This window comes from Janthinobacterium aestuarii (assembly GCF_051380835.1).
Classification (GTDB): Bacteria; Pseudomonadota; Gammaproteobacteria; order Burkholderiales; family Burkholderiaceae_D; genus Janthinobacterium; species Janthinobacterium aestuarii.
In genome coordinates, this window is record NZ_JBNYXU010000001.1 from 1,007,848 (window position 1) to 1,029,116 (window position 21,269).

A 21,269-nucleotide genomic window follows, 5' to 3' on the forward strand; every position below is an offset into this window, starting at 1 on the left:
ACTACCGGGGTCAGACCCGCCGGGTCTGACCCCAGCCTTCAATTTCCCTCAGAAAAGAGATATCCATGTCCCGTATCGCCACCACCTTCGCCACTTTAAAATCGAACAACAAGACCGGCCTGGTCACCTTCATCACCGCCGGCGACCCCGGCCCCGACGCCACCGTGCCCCTGATGCATGCGCTCGTCGAGGGCGGCGCCGATGTGCTCGAACTGGGCGTGCCGTTTTCCGACCCCATGGCCGAAGGCCCCGTCATTCAGCGCGCCTGCGAGCGGGCCTTGAAATTCAACGTCGGCATCCACGACGTGTTCGGCTACGTGCGCCAGTTCCGCGAGACGAACCAGACGACGCCCGTGGTGCTGATGGGCTATGCCAACCCCATTGAGCGCATCGGCAGCGCCGCCTTCATTGCAGCGGCGCAAGAGGCCGGCGCCGACGGCGCCATCGTCGTCGACTATCCGCCGGAAGAGTGCGAGCAATTCGCCGGCGCCATGCGCGAAGCGGGCCTCGACCTGATTTTCCTGCTGGCGCCCACTTCGACGGAAGAGCGCATCGCGCAAGTGGCCAAGGTTGGCGGCGGCTTCAGCTATTATGTGTCGCTCAAGGGCGTCACGGGCGCCGGCAACATTGATACGGAACAGGTGGCGGAGCGCCTCGCGGCCATCCGCCAGCATGTAAAATTACCTGTCGGCGTGGGCTTCGGCATCCGCGATGGCGCCACGGCCAAGGCCGTTGCCAAGGTGGCCGATGCCGTCGTGATCGGCAGCCGCATCATCCAGGAAATTGAAAATGCCCCGGAAGGCGGTGCCGTCGATGCCGTGCGCAGCTTTACGGCAGGCATCCGCGCCGCACTGGACGCCTGAGCAAGCTTGTTGTTTACGCAAGCCCGGGTGGCGGCAAAGTTCGACAGCCCGGCGATAAACGGCTACACTTCGGCCACTGATTTGCCTGTTATTGTGCAATAGATAAAATTTTTGGTGGCGCCCTGCGGGGCGTCGCCGTTTTACCGTTTACAGTTTACCGTCTGCCGGGGGCGTCCATCGACGCTACCCCTACAAGGGCCCAAGGAGAAAATATGAGTTGGTTGGAAAAACTGCTGCCACCGCGCATCCAGCGTTCTGATGCTGCCGCGCGCAAGACCATGCCGGAAGGCCTGTGGGTCAAGTGCCCGTCGTGCGAAGCCGTGCTGTACCGTACGGACCTGGAATCGAATCTGCACGTGTGCCCGAAATGCGACCACCACATGCGCATCCGCGCGCGTGAACGCCTCGACAGCCTGCTCGACGCGGGCGGCCGCTATGAAATCGGCCAGGAAATCCTGCCCGTCGATACCTTGAAATTCAAGGACAGCAAGAAATACCCTGACCGCCTGAAGTCCGCCATGGAAGCGACGGGCGAGACGGATGCGATGGTCGTCATGGGCGGGGCCATCATGAGCCTGCCGGTTGTCGTGGCGTGCTTCGAATTCGAATTCATGGGCGGCTCCATGGGTTCCGTCGTGGGCGAGCGCTTCGTGCGCGGCGCGCAAATCGCGCTGGAACAGAAAGTGCCGTTCATTTGCATCACCGCCACCGGCGGCGCGCGCATGCAGGAAGGCTTGCTGTCCCTGATGCAGATGGCGAAAACTACGGCCATGCTGACCAAGCTGTCCGAAAAGAAATTGCCATTCATCAGCGTGCTGACCGACCCGACCATGGGCGGCGTGTCCGCCTCGTTCGCCTTCATGGGCGACGTCGTGATCGCCGAACCGAAAGCGCTGATCGGCTTTGCCGGCCCGCGCGTGATTGAAAACACCGTGCGCGAAAAACTGCCGGAAGGGTTCCAGCGCGCCGAGTTCCTCGTCACCAAGGGCGCCGTCGACATGATCGTCGACCGCCGCAAGATGCGCGAAGAAATCGCCCGTCTGCTGGCCTTGTTGCAAAACCAGGCTGTGGAAGTGTTGGCGTAACGCCAAAGTAACAGGCCGGGCGGTGTCCTGCGGACCCGCCCGGTTGCCACGCAACACCGTCTCCGCGCCTCGCGCACTGTCTCCTCATCAAGAAGCCTCCCATGCAAAACCTCCCCACCACCTTGCCGGACTGGCTCGCCATGCTGGAAGCCCGCCATTCGGAAACCCAGATCAACATGGGCCTGGACCGCGTGCAAGCCGTCAAGGCGCGCATGCAGCTGGCGTTTACTTGCCCCGTGATCATGGTGGCGGGCACGAATGGCAAGGGTTCCACCTGCGCCATGCTGGAATCCGTACTGTTGCGCGCCGGCTACAAAGTGGGGCTGTACATCAAGCCGCATTTTCTCGATTTTAATGAGCGCGCGCGCGTGCTGGGCGAGATGGCCAGCGACGAACAGATCGTCGCCAGTTTCCACTGTGTTGAAGCCGTGCGCGGCGATACGCCACTGACGTATTTCGAATTCACCACCCTGGCGATTTTGCATTTGTTGTCGCAGGCGAAGCTGGACGTGGCCATCCTGGAAGTGGGCCTGGGCGGGCGCCTGGACGCCGTCAACGTGATCGACGCGGATGTCGCCATCGTCACCAGCGTCGATATCGACCACACGGACTACCTGGGCGACACGCGCGAAGCGATCGGCTTTGAAAAGGCCGGTATCTTCCGTCCGGGCAAGGCGGCCATCTGCAGCGACCCCGTGCCGCCGCAATCGTTGATCGACCATGCCGAGGCCATCGGCGCCGACCTGTGGCTGATGGGCCGCGATTTCAATTATTCGGGCGACAAGCAGCAGTGGAACTACGGCGGGCGCGAGCAGCGCCGCAATTCGCTCGCGTATCCAAGCTTGCGCGGCGCCAACCAGATCCTCAATGCGACGGCCGTGCTGGCCGCGCTGGAAGTGCTGAAGTTGAAGCTGCCCGTGGGCGCGCAGGAAGTGCGCACGGGCCTCGTGACGGTGGAATTGCCGGGCCGCTTCCAGGTCTTGCCTGGCCGCCCCAGCGTGATCCTCGACGTGGCGCACAACCCGCACGCGGCCTCGGCATTGAACCAGAACCTCGGCAATATGGGTTTCCACCCGTACACCTATGCCGTGTTCGGTTCCATGCAGGACAAGGATATCGATGGCGTATTGGCCGCGATGAGCGAACACGTCGACCACTGGTGCCTGACGGGCCTGCCTTCGCCGCGCGCGGCCACGGCTTCCGAGCTGGCCGCCAAGGTGCAGATCATGCTCGAAGATAAGCCCGACAGCAGCGAACATACTGTGTCTATTTTCGATGATCCGGCACAAGCTTTTGCAAATGCAATGAGCCGGGCCGGTGAGAATGATAGAATTGTGGTCTTTGGTTCTTTCCTCACCGTTGCCGGCGTGATGAAGGCCCGAAAATCCTCACTTCACTGAAACGCACTCGACTGAAAATCACGCATGGGCTTGTTCTCGAAACTGTTTAAAAACAAGCAAGAATCCTCTGGCGAAGACAGCGGCTTTTATGTCCCTGGCGAAGCGCAGTCGCCGACCCGCAAGCGCGCCGCCAACACGGCCGGTGGCGGCGGATCGCGCCGTGGCGGCAAGGAAGCGCCGGATCCGGTCTTGCCTGAAAAAAAGCGCGCACGCCGCCGCTTGGTCGGGGCCATTGCCCTGGCCCTGGGCGTGGCTGTCGGCTTGCCGATGCTGCTCGACTCCGAGCCGAAGGCGCCGTTCAACGATATCGCCATCGACATTCCGTCGAAGGAAAAGGCCGTTGCGCCTGCACCGGCGCCCGTGCCGGCCGTCCCGGCCCAGGCGGCAGCGAATGGCCTGGACCAGTCCGAGGAAATCGTCGATGCGCCGCTGCCGCCTGCGGCCAAGCCGACCCCTGCACCGACACCCACACCGGCCCCCGTGCTGGCCGCTGCCCAGCCTGCACCGGTCAAACCGACCTATGTGGAACCGAAACCCGAGCCCAAGCCTGAACCGAAGCCGGTCAAGGTGGAGCCGAAGCACGAAACCAAGCCGGAGCCGAAACACGAGTCCAAGCCCGAACCCAAGCCTGAGCCCAAGCATGAAGTAAAACCGGAAGCCAAGCCCGAGCCGAAGCCTGCCAAACCGGCGCAATCGGCTGACGATGCCGCGCGCGCGCTGGCTATCCTGGAAGGCAAGCCGCAAGAGAAAGCACAAGACAAGGCACATGACGCCGGCAGCGGCAAGTTCGTGGTGCAGGTGGCGGCGCTGGCGACGCAGGACAAGGTCGACGAATTGCAGGACAAGCTGCGCGATGCGGGCATCAAGTCGTACACGCAGAAAGTCTCCAGCCCGGCGGGCGAGCGCATCCGCGTGCGCGTGGGGCCATTCGGCAGCCGCGAAGACGCTGAAAAGACCCGCGCCAAGCTGCAAAAGCTGGGCCTGGGCGGCAGCCTGGTACCGGCGTGATGTTGCAAGGCTGAACGCGCGTGACGATCTTCGATTACCTGGTGCTGTTCGTGCTGGTGACGTCCGTGCTGATCAGCATGATGCGTGGCCTGGTCAAGGAAATACTGTCATTGGTCAGCTGGATCGTGGCGTTCGTCATTGCCAACGCCTATGGCGCCACTCTGGCGAAATTCTTGCCGGAAGCCGTGCCCGGCGAAGCCATCCGTTTGTTGCTGGCTTTCGTCGTGCTGTTCATCGGCGTGCGCATTTTGATGGGATTGCTGTCCATGACGGTCGACGCGCTCGTCAAGGTGACGGGCCTGAGCCTGGCGGACCGCACCCTGGGCACTCTGTTCGGTGTGGCGCGGGGTCTTGTGATCGTGCTGACCGCCGTCATCTTGTGTGGCATGACTTCCATGCCGCAGCAGCCATTCTGGAAAAATGCGCAGCTCAGCCCGCTCGCGGAGCAGGGCGCGCGCGCCATCAAGCCTTATCTGCCTGCCGCTTACGCGCAGCATGTGAAATTTTGAATTTTTTTAAAATCAGTAGCACAGTTTAGGAGCACACCATGTGTGGCATCGTCGGCGTCGTTTCCCATCAACCTGTCAATCAATTGCTCTATGATGCATTGTTGCTCCTGCAACATCGCGGTCAGGACGCGGCAGGGATTGCGACCAATCACAGCAGTATGTTTTCCATGCACAAAGCCAACGGCCTCGTGCGTGACGTCTTCCGTACGCGCAACATGCGTTCGCTGCAAGGCACGACGGGCATCGGCCATTGCCGCTACCCGACGGCCGGTTCGTCGAGCGAAGAGGAAGCACAACCGTTCTATGTGAATGCGCCGTTTGGCATCACCTTGGCGCACAATGGCAACCTGACCAACTGGGAACAGTTGAAGCTGGAAATGTTCAAGAACGACCGCCGCCACATCAATACCGATTCCGATTCGGAAGTGCTGCTTAACGTGCTGGCGCATGAAATCCAGGAAGCGACGACGGGCCTGAACCTGGACCCGGAAGCCATCTTCAAGGCCGTTACCGTGCTGAACCGCCGCGTCAAGGGCGGTTACGCCGCCGTTGCGCAAATCGCCGGCGTCGGCTTGCTGGCCTTCCGCGATCCGCACGGCATCCGTCCGCTGTGCCTGGGCATCAATGAAACGGAGCAAGGTCCCGAGTACCTGATCGCTTCCGAATCCGTGGCCCTGGAAGGCATGGGCTTCCGCTTCGTGCGCGACATCGGTCCCGGCGAAGCCGTCTTTATCGATGCAGACAAGAAATTGCACAGCGCTCAGTGCGCCGACAATGCCAGCCTGAACCCGTGCGTGTTCGAATTCGTCTACCTGGCCCGTCCCGACTCCGTCATCGACGGTGCCTCCGTGTACGCCACGCGCCTGAAAATGGGCGAATACCTGGCCGAAAAGATCCGCGCCGAATTGCCAGGCGTGCATATCGACGTGGTCATGCCGATTCCCGATTCTTCGCGTCCGGCCGCCATCCAGCTGGCCATGGCGCTGAACATCGAGTACCGCGAAGGCTTCATCAAGAACCGCTACATCGGCCGTACCTTCATCATGCCGGGCCAGGCGGCGCGCAAGAAATCCGTGCGCCAGAAGCTCAACGCGATCCCGTCCGAATTCAAGGATAAAGTGGTGCTGCTGGTCGACGATTCCATCGTGCGCGGCACCACCAGCCGTGAAATCGTGCAGATGGCGCGTGAAGCGGGCGCGACGAAAGTCATCTTCGCTTCGGCCGCGCCACCGGTGATCTACCCGAACGTGTACGGCATCGACATGCCGACGCGCGACGAGCTGATCGCCTACGGCCGCACGACGGAAGAAGTGTGCCGCGAAATCACGGCCGACTACCTGGTCTACCAGGATATCGGCGCGCTGAAGCAGGCGATCGCCGACGTCAACCCGGCCCTGACGAACTTCGAGGCGTCGTGCTTCGATGGCATCTACGTGACAGGCGACGTGTCGCAGGAATACCTGGACCGCCTGGAATATGCGCGCCACCATCCGAAGGCGGCAGCGCCCGAAGATACGCCGCGTTCCCAGCTGAACCTGAACCTCGCTACTACCGAGGCTTGATACTAGGCCCGGCTATTGCCGGGCTTTTTTTTCGGGGTCAGACCCGTCGGGGGCACGCGCGCCAGTGGTGCGCATTCCGATCCCGGAGGGACTGACCCCAGCACTTGCCTTGGGTTAAGCGGCAAGACGAGTATTTGGAACTTCCACCATGACCATCAAAAAAAACTACGGCTTCACCACCACCATCCTGCACAACGACCGCCGCAAGGGGATCGAACACGGCTCGCTGCACAAGCCGGTGCATACTTCCGTTGCTTTCGGTTACGCCGATGCGCGCCAGCTTGCGTCCGTGTTCCAGGGCAAGGAAGCGGGTTTCCGCTACGGCCGCCAGGGTAACCCGACCGTTTCCGCGCTGGAAGACAAGGTCAACAAGATGGAAGACGGCGTGGCGACCTTGTGTTTCGCCACCGGCATGGGCGCCATCGGCGCCGTGGTGCAATCGTTGTTGCGCGCGGGTGACCATGTCGTGTCGTCGGCCTTTTTGTTTGGCAACACCAACAGCCTGTGGCAAACGGTGACGGGGCAGGGCATAGCTGTGTCGTTCGTCGACGCCACGGACGTCGCCAACGTGGCGGCCGCCATTACGCCAGCCACGCGCATCGTGTTTGTGGAAACCATCGCCAATCCGCGTACGCAAATCGCCGACCTGAAAAAAATCGGCGACTTGTGCCGCGAGAAGGGCATCTTGTACATCGTCGACAACACGATGACGACGCCGTACCTGTTCCGCCCGAAAGCCGTGGGCGCGGGCCTGGTGGTCAATGCCTTGACGAAATCCATTGGCGGCCACGGTAATGCACTGGGCGGCAGCTTGACGGACACGGGCGTGTTCGACTGGACGCAGTATCCGAACATCTTTGAAAATTACAAGAAGGCGGCGCCGGCCCAGTGGGGCATCGCGCAAATCCGTGCCAAGGCCTTGCGCGATTTCGGCGCGTCGCTGGGGCCGGAAGCGGCGCACCATATCGCTGTCGGCGCGGAAACCATGGCCTTGCGCATGGATCGCACCTGCTCGAACGCTTTGGCGCTGGCCACCATGTTGCAGGCGGACCCGAGAGTGGCGGCCGTGCATTACCCGGGCCTGGCGTCGCACCCGCAGCATGCACTGGCAGCAGACTTGTTCCGCAGCTATGGCTCGCTGTTCAGCTTTGAATTGAAGGACGGCATCGACTGCTTCGATTTCCTCAATCGTCTTAATCTTGCCATTCCCGCGAGCAACCTCGGCGACACGCGCACCCTCGTCATTCCCGTCGCCCACACGATTTTCTACGAGATGGGTGCCGAGCGCCGCGCCAGCATGGGCATTGCCGAATCCCTGATTCGCGTCTCCGTCGGCATCGAAGACGAAGTCGATTTGCTGGATGATTTCAAGCAAGCATTGAAAGAAGAATAAGGTTTCACTTTTCTGAGAAAAAGATTACATTTAAGTGCAATTAAAGCATATGTGTCTATTTCTTAATTGGAGAGTGGGAATGAAAAAAATTGTATTGAGTGTTTTTTTATTATTTTCTTCCGTCGTATATGCTGATGACCTGACTGATGCGAATAAATTCTTGCAATCCAAGGCTTATCCGCAAGCCTTGGATTTGTACAAGAAGCTGGCTCAGGCAGGGAATGCGGAGGCTCAATTTCATTTGGGTGAGATGTATTTGTATGGTGAGGGAGTGGGTGTCGATGCCGTGCAAGCCGGACAATGGTTTGCGCAGGCATCCAAGGCAGGTAACAAGAATGCCGATGCTGCATTGGCCCTTATGGCTAGCCGTGTCGAGCGAAAAGGCGACATTGATTACTATGTCAACGCATATGCCGGCGAGGATGTTGCCTTGAGTAAAATGAAGTGCGTCACTCCGGTGATTCCTGAATTCTCCAAAACCAAGCGTCAGATCAGAGATGTGGCCGATAGTGTTGATGCCTGGATGACGTGCTATAACGGTTTTGTCAGTAACCTCAATGCTTCTTTGCCGCCTGGCAAAGCCATTCCGTCTGCCATTGAAGCTTTGATGAATGAGCAGGAATTTGAAAAGGCTAAGTTGCGCATGGATGCGGCCTATGCGCGGGTGAGCGCCGAAGGTCGTGAGCTGGCGCAAAAGATATTGGCGCAGCGCGACAAGTGGCAAGCCAGAACAGAGGAGTACCTCCTGGCTGAGAATAAGAAAATTCAGACGGAAAATGAAATGAGTGAACTGAATCGCTCACGTAGTGCGAACACGCCGCAATGGGTGACAAGCGCTGTGCCAAACAAGTAAGGCAGGTTTGCCGATGCTGTCGTTAGGGTGGGAGTTAAGCGCTCGCATGCGTGATGCAAGCGCTTCTCTCTTAATGCCAGCTGCGCATCAAGCCTACCGCCAAACCTTCCAGGGCGAATTCATCTTCCGGCGACACGGTAATCACCTTGAAGTCGGGGTTTTCCGGCAGCAGTTCGATGACGGAACCCGTCTTCTTGTAGCGCTTGACGGTGACTTCGTCGCCGATGCGGGCGACGACGATCTGGCCATTCTTGGCGCTGTCGACCTTCTTGACGGCCAGCAAGTCGCCATCCATGATGCCGGCGTCGCGCATGGACCAGCCGCGCACCTTCAGCAGGAAGTCGGGTTTGGCCGAGAACAGGGCCGGGTCCACGTTGTAGCTCGCTTCCAGGTTTTCCTGGGCCAGGATGGGCGAACCTGCCGCCACCCTGCCGATCAGGGGCAGCGACATCAGCAGGGCTGCTGGCACTTTCGACGGCGGCGCTTCGGCCGCCGCGCCGATTAGGCGGATGCCGCGCGAGGTGCCGGGCGAAATCTCGATCGCGCCCTTGCGGGCCAGGGCCTGCAAATGCTCTTCGGCCGCATTGGCCGATTTGAAACCCAATTCATTGGCGATTTCGGCACGGGTGGGGGGGAAGCCCGTGTTTTCAATCGCGTCCTTGATCAGGTTCAGGATTTGTTCTTGTCGTGCTGTCAGCTTGATCATGGGCGGTGGGTGCATACTAAAATGCTGTCTATATGAACAGTCTGTATTTTTGTACAGTATCGCCCACTATGCAAGGGGATTTCCGTGTTTTGGGCGAATTTCGCAAGAAATACTTGTCCACGGTCGGAAAGCACGGTGGCGCACGGGCTTTTCGGGCGCTTGTGGAAGGAATGATTGAAACGTTTGCAAAAGGCGGTTATAATCTTCGGCTGACCTTCCCACACCCGTCTTGACGCCGGGGTGGGCGATTATCAATCCGACCTGAAGGAGTTTGCATGCGTCATTATGAAATAGTCTTTATCGTCCATCCGGACCAAAGCGAGCAAGTGCCCGCGATGATCGAACGCTACAAAGCCAGCGTAACCACCCGCGGCGGTTCGGTTCACCGCGTGGAAGATTGGGGCCGCCGTCAAATGGCTTACTCGATCCAAAAGCTGCCTAAAGCACACTACATCTGCCTGAACATCGAATGCGACAACGAGACCCTGGTCGAGTTGGAAACAGCATTCAAATTCAATGATGCCGTGTTGCGTCACCTGACCGTTAAAATGAAGAAAGCTGAAACAGCTCCTTCGCCGATGATGAAATCGGTACAACGCGAAGACGCGGCCAAAAGCCACCGCACCGAAGCACCAGCAGCCGCTCCAGCCGCAGCAGCAGCTTAATTCTTGACCAGGATCGTGCGCTGAACCAGCTACAAGTCACCGCCATCATTGCCGAGCGCGAAATATTGCGCTATACCCCGGCAGGGCTGCCGATTGTGAATGCAGTATTGCAACACAGTTCGCAGCAGATGGAAGCAGGGATTGCCCGTTTGACCGAGTTTGATGTTGCCGCGCTAGCCGCTGGCGAAATCTCAGGCAGGTTCAGTCAGGCAAGCTTGGGCGGGGTGTATCAGTTCACGGGTTTCCTGGCCAGGAAGAGCCGCAACAGCAAGAGTTTGGTGTTTCACATCATTGATTTTAGTGCAGTCAATTCTGACTAGCGCATTTTAGATACAGGAGCCTGACATGGCATTCGGTAAAAAGTTCGACAAAAATAAGCTCAAGCTTAAAGAAAAACGCAAACAGCAAAACCCGTTGTTCAAACGCAAGAAGTTCTGCCGCTTCACCGCAGCTCACGTTGAGCAAGTCGACTACAAAGACGTCGACACGCTGAAAGACTTCGTCCAAGAAAACGGCAAGATCATGCCAGCACGCCTGACCGGTACCAAAGCGCACTACCAGCGCCAAGTCGACACCGCAATCAAGCGCGCTCGCTTCCTCGCGCTGCTGCCATACACCGATCTGCACCACGCTTAATCGGTCAGATATTCCTGGAGAAGAACTATGCAAATCATTCTGTTAGAAAAAGTTGTTAACGTCGGTAACCTCGGCGAAGTCGTCAAAGTCAAAGACGGTTACGCACGTAACTTCCTGATCCCGCAACGCCTGGCACGTCGTGCTACGGCAACCGCTGTGGCTGAATTCGAAGTCAAGCGCGCCGAACTGGAAAAAGCTGCTGCCGCCAAACTGGCCGCATCGCAAGCCCAGGGCGAAAAACTGAGCGGCCTGACCGTTCAAGTTGCTCAAAAAGCTGGTGTTGATGGCCGCCTGTTCGGTTCCGTCACCAACTTCGACATCGCTGAAGCGCTGACCAAGCAAGGTTTTGCTGTTGAAAAAGCACAAATCCGCATGCCTACCGGCCCGCTGAAGATCGTTGGCGAGCACAACGTTTCGGTTGCTCTGCACACCGACGTGGTCGTGGAAGTTGTTATCGCTGTCGTTCCAGACGCGAACGCGTAATTGTCTGCGGGCCTGGCCCGCAAGCATTGCCGCACTATGAAAAGCCGGGTTCGCCCGGCTTTTTTGTGGCCTTTTTTTCGCTCAATTTCAGCCCTTTATTTTTGCCAGCACGCCGAAGCGGGTATAATTCGCGCCATGAACGCCCCCTCTGATCCGCAACTGGATTCCCTCCGTATTCCGCCGCATTCGATCGAAGCAGAACAATCCGTCATCGGTGGTCTGCTGCGCGACAATGCCGCGTATGACCGCATCGCCGACTTCATGCATGCGGAGGATTTCTATCGCTATGACCATCGCATCATCTTCGAGCAAATCGTCAAGATGGTTAACGCTTCCAAGCCAGCCGATGTCATTACTGTTTTTGAAACCCTGACCCAGCTCGGCAAGGCCGATGACGTGGGCGGACTCGCTTACCTGAACGCCATGGCGCAAAACACGCCATCGGCCGCGAACATCCGGCGCTACGCCGAGATCGTGCGCGACCGCGGCGTGCTGCGTAAACTCATCACCGTCGCCGACGATATCTCCGGCACGGCCTTCAGCCCGCAAGGCAAGGAAGTCAAGCAGATGCTTGACGAGGCCGAATCGAAGATTTTCGCCATCGCCGAAGAAGGCGCGCGCGGCGCCCAAGGCTGGACCGCCATCCAGCCCCTGCTGACGCAAGTGGTCGAGCGCATCGATGAACTGTACAGCCGCGACAACCAGAGTGAAATCACGGGCGTGCCCACCGGTTTCATCGACCTCGACCGCATGACCTCGGGTCTGCAGCCGGGCGACCTGGTGATCGTGGCGGGCCGTCCTTCGATGGGCAAGACGGCGTTTTCCGTCAACATCGGCGAAAACGTGGCCATCGACAGCGGCTTGCCCGTGGCCGTGTTCTCGATGGAGATGGGCGGCGCCCAGCTGGCCATGCGTATGCTCGGCTCCGTCGGACAGCTCGATCAGCACCGTTTGCGTACTGGCCGCCTGAACGACGAAGACTGGCCGCGCCTGACGAATGCGATCCAGAAGATGAACGACGCACAGTTGTACATCGATGAAACACCGGCGCTCAATTCCATCGAATTGCGCGCCCGCTCGCGCCGTTTGTCGCGTCAATGCGGCAAGCTGGGCCTGATCATCGTCGATTACTTGCAACTGATGTCGGCCAATACGCCGGGCGACAACCGCGCCACGGAGATTTCCGAGATTTCGCGGGGCTTGAAAGGCCTGGCGAAAGAACTCGGATGCCCCGTGATCGCGCTGTCCCAGCTGAACCGCTCGCTGGAACAACGCCCGAACAAACGTCCTGTGATGTCCGACTTGCGCGAATCGGGCGCTATTGAGCAGGATGCCGACGTGATCCTGTTCATTTACCGCGACGAGGTGTATAACCCCGACTCGCCAGACAAGGGGACGGCCGAAATCATCATCGGTAAACAACGTAACGGACCAATCGGCAGCATCCGCCTCACCTTCATGGGGCAGTACACCAAATTTGGCAATTACAGTGGTGGCCTGGCGCTTTACCAAGGCGACTAAGACTCAGCAGCACTGGCAATTCCATCGGCCGCCCCCGACGACGGGGCGGCTTTCTGTAGTAAATAACACGATTCAATGCTTAACGGAGAATGACATGTTTGGACGCTTGATGCCCACTGAGGGCAAGTTTTTTGAATTGTTTAACCAGCACGCGGAACTGTGCGTCAAGGGCGCCAAAGAGATGCTCGGCCTGATGACCAATTTCGACGACCTGGAAAACCGCGTGCATGCGATCGAAAGCATCGAGAAACAGGCGGACAAAGTCACCTACGCCACCGTGGAAATGCTGCACAAGACCTTCATCACACCGATCGACCGCGACGACATCCATCAGCTGATCACGCGCCAGGACGACATCCTCGACCTGCTGGAAGATGCGGCGCAAACCGTCTCGCTGTACGACCTGAAGGCCGTCACGCCGGAAGCCAAGCGCCTGGCCGAACTGGTGCTGGCCTGTACCGAAAAAGTGCGCGACGCCGTCGCCATGCTGCATAACATGGACAACTCGCGCAAGATTGTCGCCATCTGCGAAGAGATCGACCGCCTGGAGTCGGATGCCGACCATGTGATGCGCGCCGCCATGTCCAAATTGTTCCGCGACGAACCGGACGTGCGCAACCTGATCAAGCTGAAAGCGATCTACGAAATTCTGGAAACCGTGACCGACCGTTGCGAAGATGTGTCCAATATTATCGAAGGCATCATCGTCGAAAACGCGTAAGCGTTGGGCCTGTCCTGAACCAGAATCAGAAAAGAAACTATAATGACCATACAAATCAGCATCTACGTGCTAGGCCTGTTGATCGTCCTGGCGCTGCTGTTTGACTTCATGAACGGCTTCCACGATGCCGCCAACGCGATTGCCACCGTGGTCTCGACGGGCGTATTGAAACCGCAGACCGCGGTTGCCATGGCCGCCACGTTCAACTTCGTCGCCATCTTCGTGTTCCACCAGCTGACCGTGGCCGCCACGGTAGGCAAGGGCACCATCGATCCGGCCGTGATCGACCAGTACGTGATCTTCGGCGCGCTGATGGGCGCCATCTTCTGGAACTTATTTACCTGGTACTACGGCATTCCATCGTCGTCCTCGCACGCCCTGATCGGCGGCCTGGTAGGCGCGGCCGTCGCCAAGTCCGGCACGGGCGCGCTGGTCGCGGCCGGCCTGTGGAAAACCGTCGCCTTCATCGTCATCGCACCGGTACTGGGCTTCGTGTTCGGCTCCATCATGATGCTGATCGTGTCATGGATATTCGTGCGTTCGACGCCGCGCAAGGTCGACAAGTGGTTCCGCCGTTTGCAGCTGGTCTCGGCGGCCGCCTACAGCCTGGGCCACGGCGGCAACGATGCGCAGAAAACCATCGGCATCATCTGGATGCTGCTGATCGCCGCCGGCTACTCCAGTACGGCCGACGCCATGCCGCCGATGTGGGTCATCATCTCGTGCTACACGGCCATCAGCTTCGGCACCCTGTTCGGTGGCTGGCGCATCGTCAAAACCATGGGCCAGAAGATCACCAAGCTGAAACCGGTCGGCGGCTTTTGCGCCGAAACGGGCGGCGCGATCACCCTGTTCGTTTCGACGGCGCTGGGTATTCCCGTGTCGACCACGCACACCATCACGGGCGCCATCGTCGGCGTCGGCTCGTCGCAAAAAATGTCGGCCGTGCGCTGGGGCGTGGCGGGCAACATCGTCTGGGCCTGGATCTTCACGATTCCCGCCTCCGCGTTTGTTGCCGCAGTCGCCTGGTGGATTGGCCAACATATAATGTAATGGATAGCCAACGCCAGTAAAAAGGGAGCCTTGCGGCTCCCTTTTTTTATGCGCCGGCCAGTTCCACCGTCAGCCCCTCGCTGGCGAGGAACACTTGCAAACCGGCCAGGCGGCTGCTGTAGCGGCCCATCACGTCGGCAAACACGGCTTCGAGCTGCTCGTCGCTGCGGGTCGGTTCGTGGTGGGTGCAGTACAGGCGCCGCGCGCCGCAGCGCAGGGCCAGGTCGAAGGCGGCGTCGAAGGTGCCGTGGCCCCAGCCCTGCTTGCCCGGATATTCCTCGCGCGTGTACGAGCAGTCCATGATCAGCGCGTCGACGCCGGCGACGAGCGCATCGATGCCGGCCTGGCGCTGCGCATTACGCTCTGAGCACGCCGCATGCTCGGCGTGGCCGGGTGGATGCAGGTTGTAGAACGGTTCATGGTCGCCGCTGAAAAACAGCGAGGCGCCGCCGCAGTCGATGCGGTAGCCGAGGTTGACGACGGGATGGTTCATTTCCGCGCCGCGCACGCGCGCGCCGCCCACGTCGACGGCTTCGCCAGGCGCCAGGGTGCGGTACTCGATGCTGGCCGCCATGGCCGCTTCGCTGACGGGAAAATAGCTGCCTTGCAGCTGCACCGCCATCACGTGCTCGATGCCGCGCCCGCTGATGCCGTCAAAGGCGCCATGCAGGCGCATGCGGTTGCCGGCCACGAACAGGGGCGAGAACATGGGCAAGCCGTGGATGTGGTCCCAGTGGCTGTGCGTGATGAAGACGTGCGCGTCGACGGGCTGGCCCGGCGGCAGTTGCTGTGCCAGCGAAAAGATGCCGCTGCCTGCATCGAGAATGATCAGGCTATCGTTGTCGGTGCGCACTTCGATGCACGTGGTGTTGCCGCCGTAGCGCGCCGTGCGCGGGCCGGGGGAGGGGATGGAGCCGCGCACGCCCCTGAACGTGAATTTCATTCAGTACCTTGTTACAGTGTAATTATTGTTGATTCTATTCTAATTAATGGGATTGGCGGCAACATTTATGCGTGTTGCGATACGGAAAGTAATTTCATTTTGTTGTGACTAAGTAATGTACAGTGCGCGAGACGACCGTTACACTGGCGCTTGCCGACTTCCCTTTTCTTACCTGATTGCCACCAATATGCCTCAGTTGCACCCTGAGAAAATCGCCCACAGACTGGAGCAATTGACCGAACTCAGTGTCGCGCTCGGCCACGGCCTGGGCGGCGAGGGACACGACATTGGCGCGCTGTTGCAGCGCATCGTGCTGCTTGCAAAAAGCATGAGTGGCGCCGATGGCGCGACCCTGTACCGGCCCGCGCTCGAGGGCCGCCAGCTGGCGTTCGACATCAGCGTCAACGACAGCCTGGGCATCGCGCAGGGGGCGGACATGGGCTTGCCTGGCGTGCCTCTGTTCGATGGCGCGGACCAGCCGAACCTGGCATCGGTGGCCGCGTATGCGGCGAACATGCGCCGCAGCGTGAATATCGCCGACGTTTACCGCGACGAAGTCTTCAATTTTTCCGGCATGCGCGAGTTCGACCGCCACCACGGCTACCACACGCAATCGATCCTGACGGTGCCCATGAGCGACCATGAGGGCGACCTGATCGGCGTGCTGCAGCTGGTCAATGCGAAGGATGGCGAGACGGGCCAGGTGCGCGCCTTTTCCTCCACCGACCAGCGCTTCATCGAGGCGCTGGCCGCGCAGGCGGGCGTGGCGCTGACGAATCAATTGCTGATCTCGCAGCTGGAAGAGCTGCTCGAATCGCTCGTTACCCTGATCAATATCGGCATCGATGAAAAGTCGCCGTACACGGGACGGCACTGCCAGTTCGTGCCCGAGCTGACGATGCTGCTGGCCGACGCCGCGCACGCCACGCAAACGGGGCCGCTGGCCGATTTCCGGCTCAGCGACAACGAGCGCAAGCAGCTGTGGCTGGCCGGCCTGCTGCACGATTGCGGCAAGATCACCACGCCCGTGCACGTGGTCGACAAGGCCACCAAGCTGGAGACCATTTTCGACCGCATCGCCCTGATCGACACGCGCTACGAAGTGCTGCTGCGCGACGCCGAGATCGCGGCCCTGCGCCAGCAGGCGGCGCAGCCGCAGCAAAAGGAGGCCATCGCCCATGCGCTGGCACTGGAACAGGCCGCGCTGCGCGACGAGCGCGACTTCATCCGCACGGTGAACATCGGCGGCGAGAGCATGGCGCAGGCCGACCAGGAGCGCGTGCGGCAGATCGCCAGGCGCCGCTGGCGCGCGGCCGACGGCGAACTGCGCGATTTTCTCGACGCCGACGAGACGGAAAACCTGACCATCCGCGCCGGCACCCTGACGCCGGCCGAACGGGCCATCGTCAACAACCATATCAGCGTGTCGATCCGCATGCTCGAAGCGCTGCCGTGGCCCAAGCACCTGCAAAAGGTGCCCGAATATGCGGGCGGCCACCACGAGCGCATGGATGGCAAGGGCTATCCGCGCGGGCTGACGAAAGAGCAGATGTCGGTGCCGGCGCGCCTGATGGCCATCGCCGACATTTTCGAGGCGCTGACGGCGCGCGACCGGCCCTACAAGAAGGGCAAGTCGCTGTCCGAATCGCTGCGTATCCTCGGCAATTTCAGCGTGAACGGGCATATCGACCCGGAGCTGTTCGACGTTTTCATCCGCAGCAAAGTCTATCTGACCTTCGCTGAAAAGCACATGCATCCGAGCCAGATCGATGCCGTCGACGAGGCGGCCATTCCGGGCTATACCCCGTGACACTGTCGCTGGCCTGGCGCAAGCATGGGGTGCGAACGCTGCTGGGCATAATGCTGACCTTGGCGGCGGCCGTGCTGTGCCTGGCCGGCAACGAGAATATCGCGCGGTTGGACGCCATGCTGGGCGACTGGCGCATGCGCGCGGAAACGCCGCAGCTCGACCGTCGCATCGTCATCGTCGACATCGATGAGCAAAGCCTGGCCCGGGTGGGCCGTTTTCCCTGGAGCCGCGATGTGCAGGCGCGCCTGGTGCGCCAGCTTACCGGGCATTACGGCGTGGCCGCGCTGGGCTTCGATATTTCGTTTCCCGAAGCGGACACCAGTTCCGGCTACGCCGTGCTGCAAGGACTGGCGCAGGGCGAACTGGCGGGCGTGGCCGGCTTGCCGGCGCAGCTGGAAAAACTGCGCCCGGCCATGGACTACGACGGCCTGTTCGCCGAAGCCATGCGGGGCCGGCCCGTGGTGCTCGGCTACAGCGTCTCGGAGCAGCAAAGGAAGGGCGTGCTGCCCAAGCCCGCCTTTACCGTCGCCGACCTGAATGGCCGCACGGTGACGGCCTACGTGGCGCGCGGCTACGAAGCCAATATCGCGCCCCTGCAGGCGGCCGCGCAAGGCGCCGGCATCTTCACGGCGCTGACCGATGCTGATGGCGTCGTGCGTTCCTCGACGCTGCTGCAGCGCATCGGCGACGGCTATTATCCTTCGCTGTCGCTGGCCACCGTCGCCGTCTACCTGCAGGCGCGCGCCATCGCCCCCCGTTTCACGGGCACGGCCGATACCCTGTCGGCGCACGAACTGGCCAACGGCGGCCTCGAACACATCATGCTGTTCACGCCGCGCGGCGCGCTGGCGATCCCCGTGGGCGAAGCCTTGACGACGACGGTGCAGTACCGCGGCGCGGGCGGTCCCGATGGCGGCGCCTTCCGTTACGTGTCGGCGTCCGACGTGCTGGCCGGCACGGTGCCCCCCGCGCTGCTCAAGGGTGCCATCGTGCTGGTGGGCACGACGGCGCCCGGCTTGAACGATATCCGCGCCACGCCCGTGAATGCCGAATATCCGGGGGTGGAAGTGCACGCCAACCTGATCAAGTCCATGCTCGACGGGCGCTTCAAGGCGCGCCCCGATTATGCGCTGGCGCTCGAACTGGTGCAGATCGTGCTGTTTGGCCTGCTGCTGGCGGGCGCCCTGGCCGTGCTGCCGCCGGCCGGCGTGATGCTGGCTACCCTCGGCGCGCTGGCGGCGGCCATCGGCATCAACCTGTACCTGTACGCCGCGCACGACCTGGTGCTGGGCGGCGCCGTGCTGCTGTTGCTGATTGTTGCGCTGTTCATCGCCAACCTGGCATGGGGTTACTTTTTCGAGGTGCGCAAGGGACGCGCGCTGGTGGCGCGTTTCGGCGAATACGTGGCGCCCGAGCTGGTGGCCGAGATGGCCGACGATCCGCGCCGCTACACGATGGAGGGCGAGAACCGCGAACTGACGGTGCTGTTTGCCGACGTGCGCGGTTTCACGGCCATTTCCGAGCAGCTGGCGCCGGCCGCGCTGCGCGAATACATCAATGCATACCTGACGGCCATGTCGGAAGATATCCGCGACAGTCATGGCGGCACCCTGGACAAATACATCGGCGACGCCGTGATGGCATTCTGGGGCGCGCCCGTCGCCTTTGGCGATCACGCCAGCCGTGCCGTGGCCAGCGCCCTGCTGATGCAGGCCAGCGCGGCGCGGTTGAATCAGCAGTTTTGCGCACGCGGCTGGCCGGCGCTGCGCATCGGCATCGGCATCAATACGGGGCCCATGCATGTGGGTGACATGGGTTCGCGCATCCGCCGCGCCTATACCGTGATGGGCGACAGCGTCAACCTGGCCGCGCGCCTGGAAGGGGTCAGCAAGCTGTATGGCGTGGGCATCGTCGTGGGCGAGGCCACGCGCGCCGCCGCCCCGGACTTTCTATACCGCGAGCTCGACCGCGTCAGAGTGGTGGGCAAGCAGGAAGCGGTGGCCATTTTCGAGCCGCGTTGCCCGCTGGCCGGCGCCGCTGTCGCCGAACTGGCGCAGCTCGAGTGCTGGCACGCGGTGCTGGCCAGTCTGCGCGCGCGCGACTGGGCGGCGGCAGGCGGGCAGCTGGCCCGTTTGCGGGCGGACTTTCCCGACGATGGCTTGTACGTGCTGTACGCGGCGCGCCTGGAGCAATACCAGAAGGCGCCGCCGCCCGCCGGCTGGGATGGCGTGACGGAATTGCATAGCAAATAAGGCCTGCCATTGCGGCATTTTTTACCATTCTCGGCGCACTGTTTGTTGCGTTGCGATAAAAATCAGGGGGAAATGTTAGAAATTTCTGACTGGAAACTAAAAGCCGTCTAAAATTTGTCTTCAATCCATTGTCGGACATGCAGGCGCCTGTGGGCCGCGCGCTTGTCCGGTTACACAAGAAATCCTTCACATGACATATCGTTTGGTGCACCTGCTTGCGGGTTCCGCGCTGCTGTTCGCCGTCGGCGCCGCCGGCGCTGCCGCTCCTATGGATGACGCCGCTCCTGCCGCGCAGGAAGACGGCGTACCGCGCTTCGAAATCCGCCGTTTCGACGTCCAGGGCAATACCTTGCTCACGCCCGAGCAGGTGCAAGCCTTGCTGGCGCCCTTTACGGGCGTACAGCGCGATTTTTCCGACATCGCCCGCGCCGTCGAGGCGCTGGAATCGGCTTACCGCGAGCTTGGTTACAGCGCCGTGCGGGTGCAATTGCCCGAGCAGGAACTGGAACGGGGCGTGGTGCGCCTGAGCGTGCTGCAAACGCCGCTGGGCAAGCTCGTCATCAGCGGCAACGCGTATGTCGACGAGGCCAACGTGCGACGCGCCTTGCCAGCCCTGCGCGAAGGCGAGACGCCGAACCTGCCGGCCCTGTCGCAAAGCCTGAAGCTGGCCAATGAAAACCCGGCGCGCAAGATCGAAGTGCGGCTGCAGGCCGATGAACCGGCCGGCGCCATCGACGCCCTCGTCACGGTAGCCGATGAAAAGCCGTGGAAAGCCATGCTCAACGTGGACAATACGGGCAATGCGCAAACGGGCAAGACCCACGTGGGCGTGGTGCTCCAGCATGCCAATCTGTTTGGCCGCGACCATGTCGCCAGCCTGCAATACACGAGCAGCCTGGAAAAGCCGGACAAGGTGGGCGTATATGGCGCCGGTTATCACTTGCCGCTGTATGCGCTGGGCGACTCGATGGACTTTTTCGCCAGCTATTCGAACGTCGATTCGGGCAGCGTCTCGGCCGGCATCTTCGACCTGGCCGTCAGCGGCCAGGGCAGCATGGCCGGCATCCGCTACAACCAGAACTTTGCCCGCAGCGGCGACTTCGAACCCAAGCTCGTATACGGCATCGATTACAAGGCTTACCGCAACAGCGTGCAGCTGTTCGGCATGGAACTGGGCGCCGACGTCACCGTGCACCCGCTCAGCGTCAGTTACATCGGCAACTGGACCTTGCCCACGGGCGAGACAAGCGTGGCGGTCACCTTTGCGCACAATATCCCTGGCGGCAAGCATGGCGCGCAAGCCGATTTCGACCGGGTGCGCGCGCATGCGAAGGCCGCCTACAACACCTTGCGCCTGAGCGCCAGCACGGGGCGCGTGCTGGCCGGCGACTGGCAGTGGCGTGCGCTCGTCAATGCGCAAGTCACGCCGGACGCGCTGGTGCCCGGCGAGCAGTTCGGCGCCGGCGGCGCCGCGTCCGTGCGCGGCTTTGCCGAGCGCGAGGTATCGAACGATTCGGGCGTCAACCTGAACCTGGAATGGTACACGCCGAACTGGTGCGGCCAGGCGCTCGGCTACCAATGCCGCGCGCTGGCGTTCTATGACACGGCCTGGCTGCGCCGCAACCATGCGCTGCCTGGCGAAAGCGCGTCGCAAGGCATCAGCAGCGGTGGCCTCGGCCTGCGTTTGCTGCTGAGCCGCTACGCCAATCTGCAACTCGATTACGCCCATGTCGTCAATGGCGGCGACACGGGACAGCGGGGCGCCAACCGCCTGCATTTCCGCCTCGCCTTGGCCTACTAGTATCA

The 21,269-nt window shown here is 61.2% G+C and carries 20 protein-coding genes; 18 read left to right on the forward strand and 2 right to left on the reverse strand.

Annotation, left to right across the window (positions count from 1 at the left end; translation table 11 throughout):
* Positions 1 to 65 precede the first annotated feature (65 nt).
* The 8 genes from trpA (at position 66) to ACQ4WO_RS04575 (ending at position 8,673) form a co-directional block, all read left to right on the forward strand.
* Positions 66 to 863 (forward strand): tryptophan synthase subunit alpha, encoded by a 798-nt coding sequence (gene trpA / locus ACQ4WO_RS04540; RefSeq protein WP_436480397.1) that lies wholly within the window; start codon positions 66 to 68, stop codon positions 861 to 863.
* Between the two features lie 212 nt (positions 864 to 1,075).
* Positions 1,076 to 1,948 (forward strand): acetyl-CoA carboxylase, carboxyltransferase subunit beta, encoded by an 873-nt coding sequence (gene accD, locus ACQ4WO_RS04545; RefSeq protein WP_010400390.1) that lies wholly within the window; start codon positions 1,076 to 1,078, stop codon positions 1,946 to 1,948.
* A gap of 101 nt (positions 1,949 to 2,049) precedes the next feature.
* Positions 2,050 to 3,348 (forward strand): bifunctional tetrahydrofolate synthase/dihydrofolate synthase, encoded by a 1,299-nt coding sequence (folC, locus tag ACQ4WO_RS04550; protein WP_436480398.1) that lies wholly within the window; start codon positions 2,050 to 2,052, stop codon positions 3,346 to 3,348.
* 24 nt (positions 3,349 to 3,372) lie between these two features.
* The gene (locus ACQ4WO_RS04555) at positions 3,373 to 4,356 is read left to right on the forward strand and encodes an SPOR domain-containing protein (protein ID WP_436480399.1); all 984 of its coding nucleotides are present in this window, start codon (positions 3,373 to 3,375) and stop codon (positions 4,354 to 4,356) included.
* 20 nt (positions 4,357 to 4,376) lie between these two features.
* The gene (locus ACQ4WO_RS04560; protein WP_436480400.1) at positions 4,377 to 4,865 is read left to right on the forward strand and encodes a CvpA family protein; all 489 of its coding nucleotides are present in this window, start codon (positions 4,377 to 4,379) and stop codon (positions 4,863 to 4,865) included.
* 38 nt (positions 4,866 to 4,903) lie between these two features.
* On the forward strand, positions 4,904 to 6,427 hold the full coding sequence (gene purF, locus ACQ4WO_RS04565; RefSeq protein WP_436480401.1) for an amidophosphoribosyltransferase: 1,524 nt from the start codon (positions 4,904 to 4,906) through the stop codon (positions 6,425 to 6,427).
* 148 nt (positions 6,428 to 6,575) lie between these two features.
* Complete coding sequence (locus ACQ4WO_RS04570) at positions 6,576 to 7,820, forward strand: cystathionine gamma-synthase family protein (protein WP_436480402.1); 1,245 nt, start codon at positions 6,576 to 6,578, stop codon at positions 7,818 to 7,820.
* Positions 7,821 to 7,899: 79 nt separating this feature from the next.
* The gene (locus ACQ4WO_RS04575; protein ID WP_436480403.1) at positions 7,900 to 8,673 is read left to right on the forward strand and encodes a tetratricopeptide repeat protein; all 774 of its coding nucleotides are present in this window, start codon (positions 7,900 to 7,902) and stop codon (positions 8,671 to 8,673) included.
* A 70-nt stretch (positions 8,674 to 8,743) separates the two neighbouring features.
* On the opposite strand, the gene lexA is transcribed toward ACQ4WO_RS04575, so the two are convergent.
* Positions 8,744 to 9,379, reverse strand: coding sequence for a transcriptional repressor LexA (lexA, locus tag ACQ4WO_RS04580; RefSeq protein ID WP_034750502.1), 636 nt, complete (start codon positions 9,377 to 9,379; stop codon positions 8,744 to 8,746).
* Between the two features lie 275 nt (positions 9,380 to 9,654).
* Between lexA and rpsF the strand changes: the two genes are divergently transcribed.
* The 7 genes from rpsF (at position 9,655) to ACQ4WO_RS04615 (ending at position 14,458) form a co-directional block, all read left to right on the forward strand.
* Positions 9,655 to 10,044, forward strand: coding sequence for a 30S ribosomal protein S6 (rpsF, locus tag ACQ4WO_RS04585; RefSeq protein ID WP_034750499.1), 390 nt, complete (start codon positions 9,655 to 9,657; stop codon positions 10,042 to 10,044).
* 20 nt (positions 10,045 to 10,064) lie between these two features.
* Positions 10,065 to 10,364, forward strand: a complete 300-nt coding sequence (priB, locus tag ACQ4WO_RS04590; protein WP_034783455.1) for a primosomal replication protein N — start codon at positions 10,065 to 10,067, stop codon at positions 10,362 to 10,364.
* A gap of 25 nt (positions 10,365 to 10,389) precedes the next feature.
* Complete coding sequence (gene rpsR / locus ACQ4WO_RS04595) at positions 10,390 to 10,680, forward strand: 30S ribosomal protein S18 (protein WP_010400024.1); 291 nt, start codon at positions 10,390 to 10,392, stop codon at positions 10,678 to 10,680.
* 27 nt (positions 10,681 to 10,707) lie between these two features.
* On the forward strand, positions 10,708 to 11,163 hold the full coding sequence (gene rplI / locus ACQ4WO_RS04600; RefSeq protein ID WP_034783456.1) for a 50S ribosomal protein L9: 456 nt from the start codon (positions 10,708 to 10,710) through the stop codon (positions 11,161 to 11,163).
* A gap of 135 nt (positions 11,164 to 11,298) precedes the next feature.
* Entirely contained in the window at positions 11,299 to 12,684 is a 1,386-nt protein-coding gene (locus ACQ4WO_RS04605) for a replicative DNA helicase (RefSeq protein WP_034750488.1), read from the forward strand.
* 94 nt (positions 12,685 to 12,778) lie between these two features.
* A complete protein-coding gene (locus ACQ4WO_RS04610; protein WP_010400015.1) occupies positions 12,779 to 13,405 on the forward strand; it encodes a DUF47 domain-containing protein in 627 nt (208 codons plus the stop codon).
* A 39-nt stretch (positions 13,406 to 13,444) separates the two neighbouring features.
* A complete protein-coding gene (locus ACQ4WO_RS04615; RefSeq protein ID WP_436480642.1) occupies positions 13,445 to 14,458 on the forward strand; it encodes an inorganic phosphate transporter in 1,014 nt (337 codons plus the stop codon).
* Positions 14,459 to 14,504: 46 nt separating this feature from the next.
* Here the strand turns inward: ACQ4WO_RS04615 and ACQ4WO_RS04620 are convergent, their stop codons facing one another.
* The gene (locus ACQ4WO_RS04620; protein WP_436480404.1) at positions 14,505 to 15,401 is read right to left on the reverse strand and encodes an MBL fold metallo-hydrolase; all 897 of its coding nucleotides are present in this window, start codon (positions 15,399 to 15,401) and stop codon (positions 14,505 to 14,507) included.
* A 187-nt stretch (positions 15,402 to 15,588) separates the two neighbouring features.
* Between ACQ4WO_RS04620 and ACQ4WO_RS04625 the strand changes: the two genes are divergently transcribed.
* The 3 genes from ACQ4WO_RS04625 (at position 15,589) to ACQ4WO_RS04635 (ending at position 21,264) form a co-directional block, all read left to right on the forward strand.
* Positions 15,589 to 17,211, forward strand: coding sequence for a GAF and HD-GYP domain-containing protein (locus tag ACQ4WO_RS04625; RefSeq protein ID WP_436480405.1), 1,623 nt, complete (start codon positions 15,589 to 15,591; stop codon positions 17,209 to 17,211).
* A 50-nt stretch (positions 17,212 to 17,261) separates the two neighbouring features.
* Positions 17,262 to 19,463: a CHASE2 domain-containing protein gene (locus ACQ4WO_RS04630; protein WP_436480643.1), complete on the forward strand. Its 2,202-nt coding sequence runs from the start codon at positions 17,262 to 17,264 to the stop codon at positions 19,461 to 19,463.
* A 190-nt stretch (positions 19,464 to 19,653) separates the two neighbouring features.
* Positions 19,654 to 21,264 (forward strand): ShlB/FhaC/HecB family hemolysin secretion/activation protein, encoded by a 1,611-nt coding sequence (locus ACQ4WO_RS04635; protein ID WP_436480406.1) that lies wholly within the window; start codon positions 19,654 to 19,656, stop codon positions 21,262 to 21,264.
* Positions 21,265 to 21,269 lie beyond the last annotated feature (5 nt).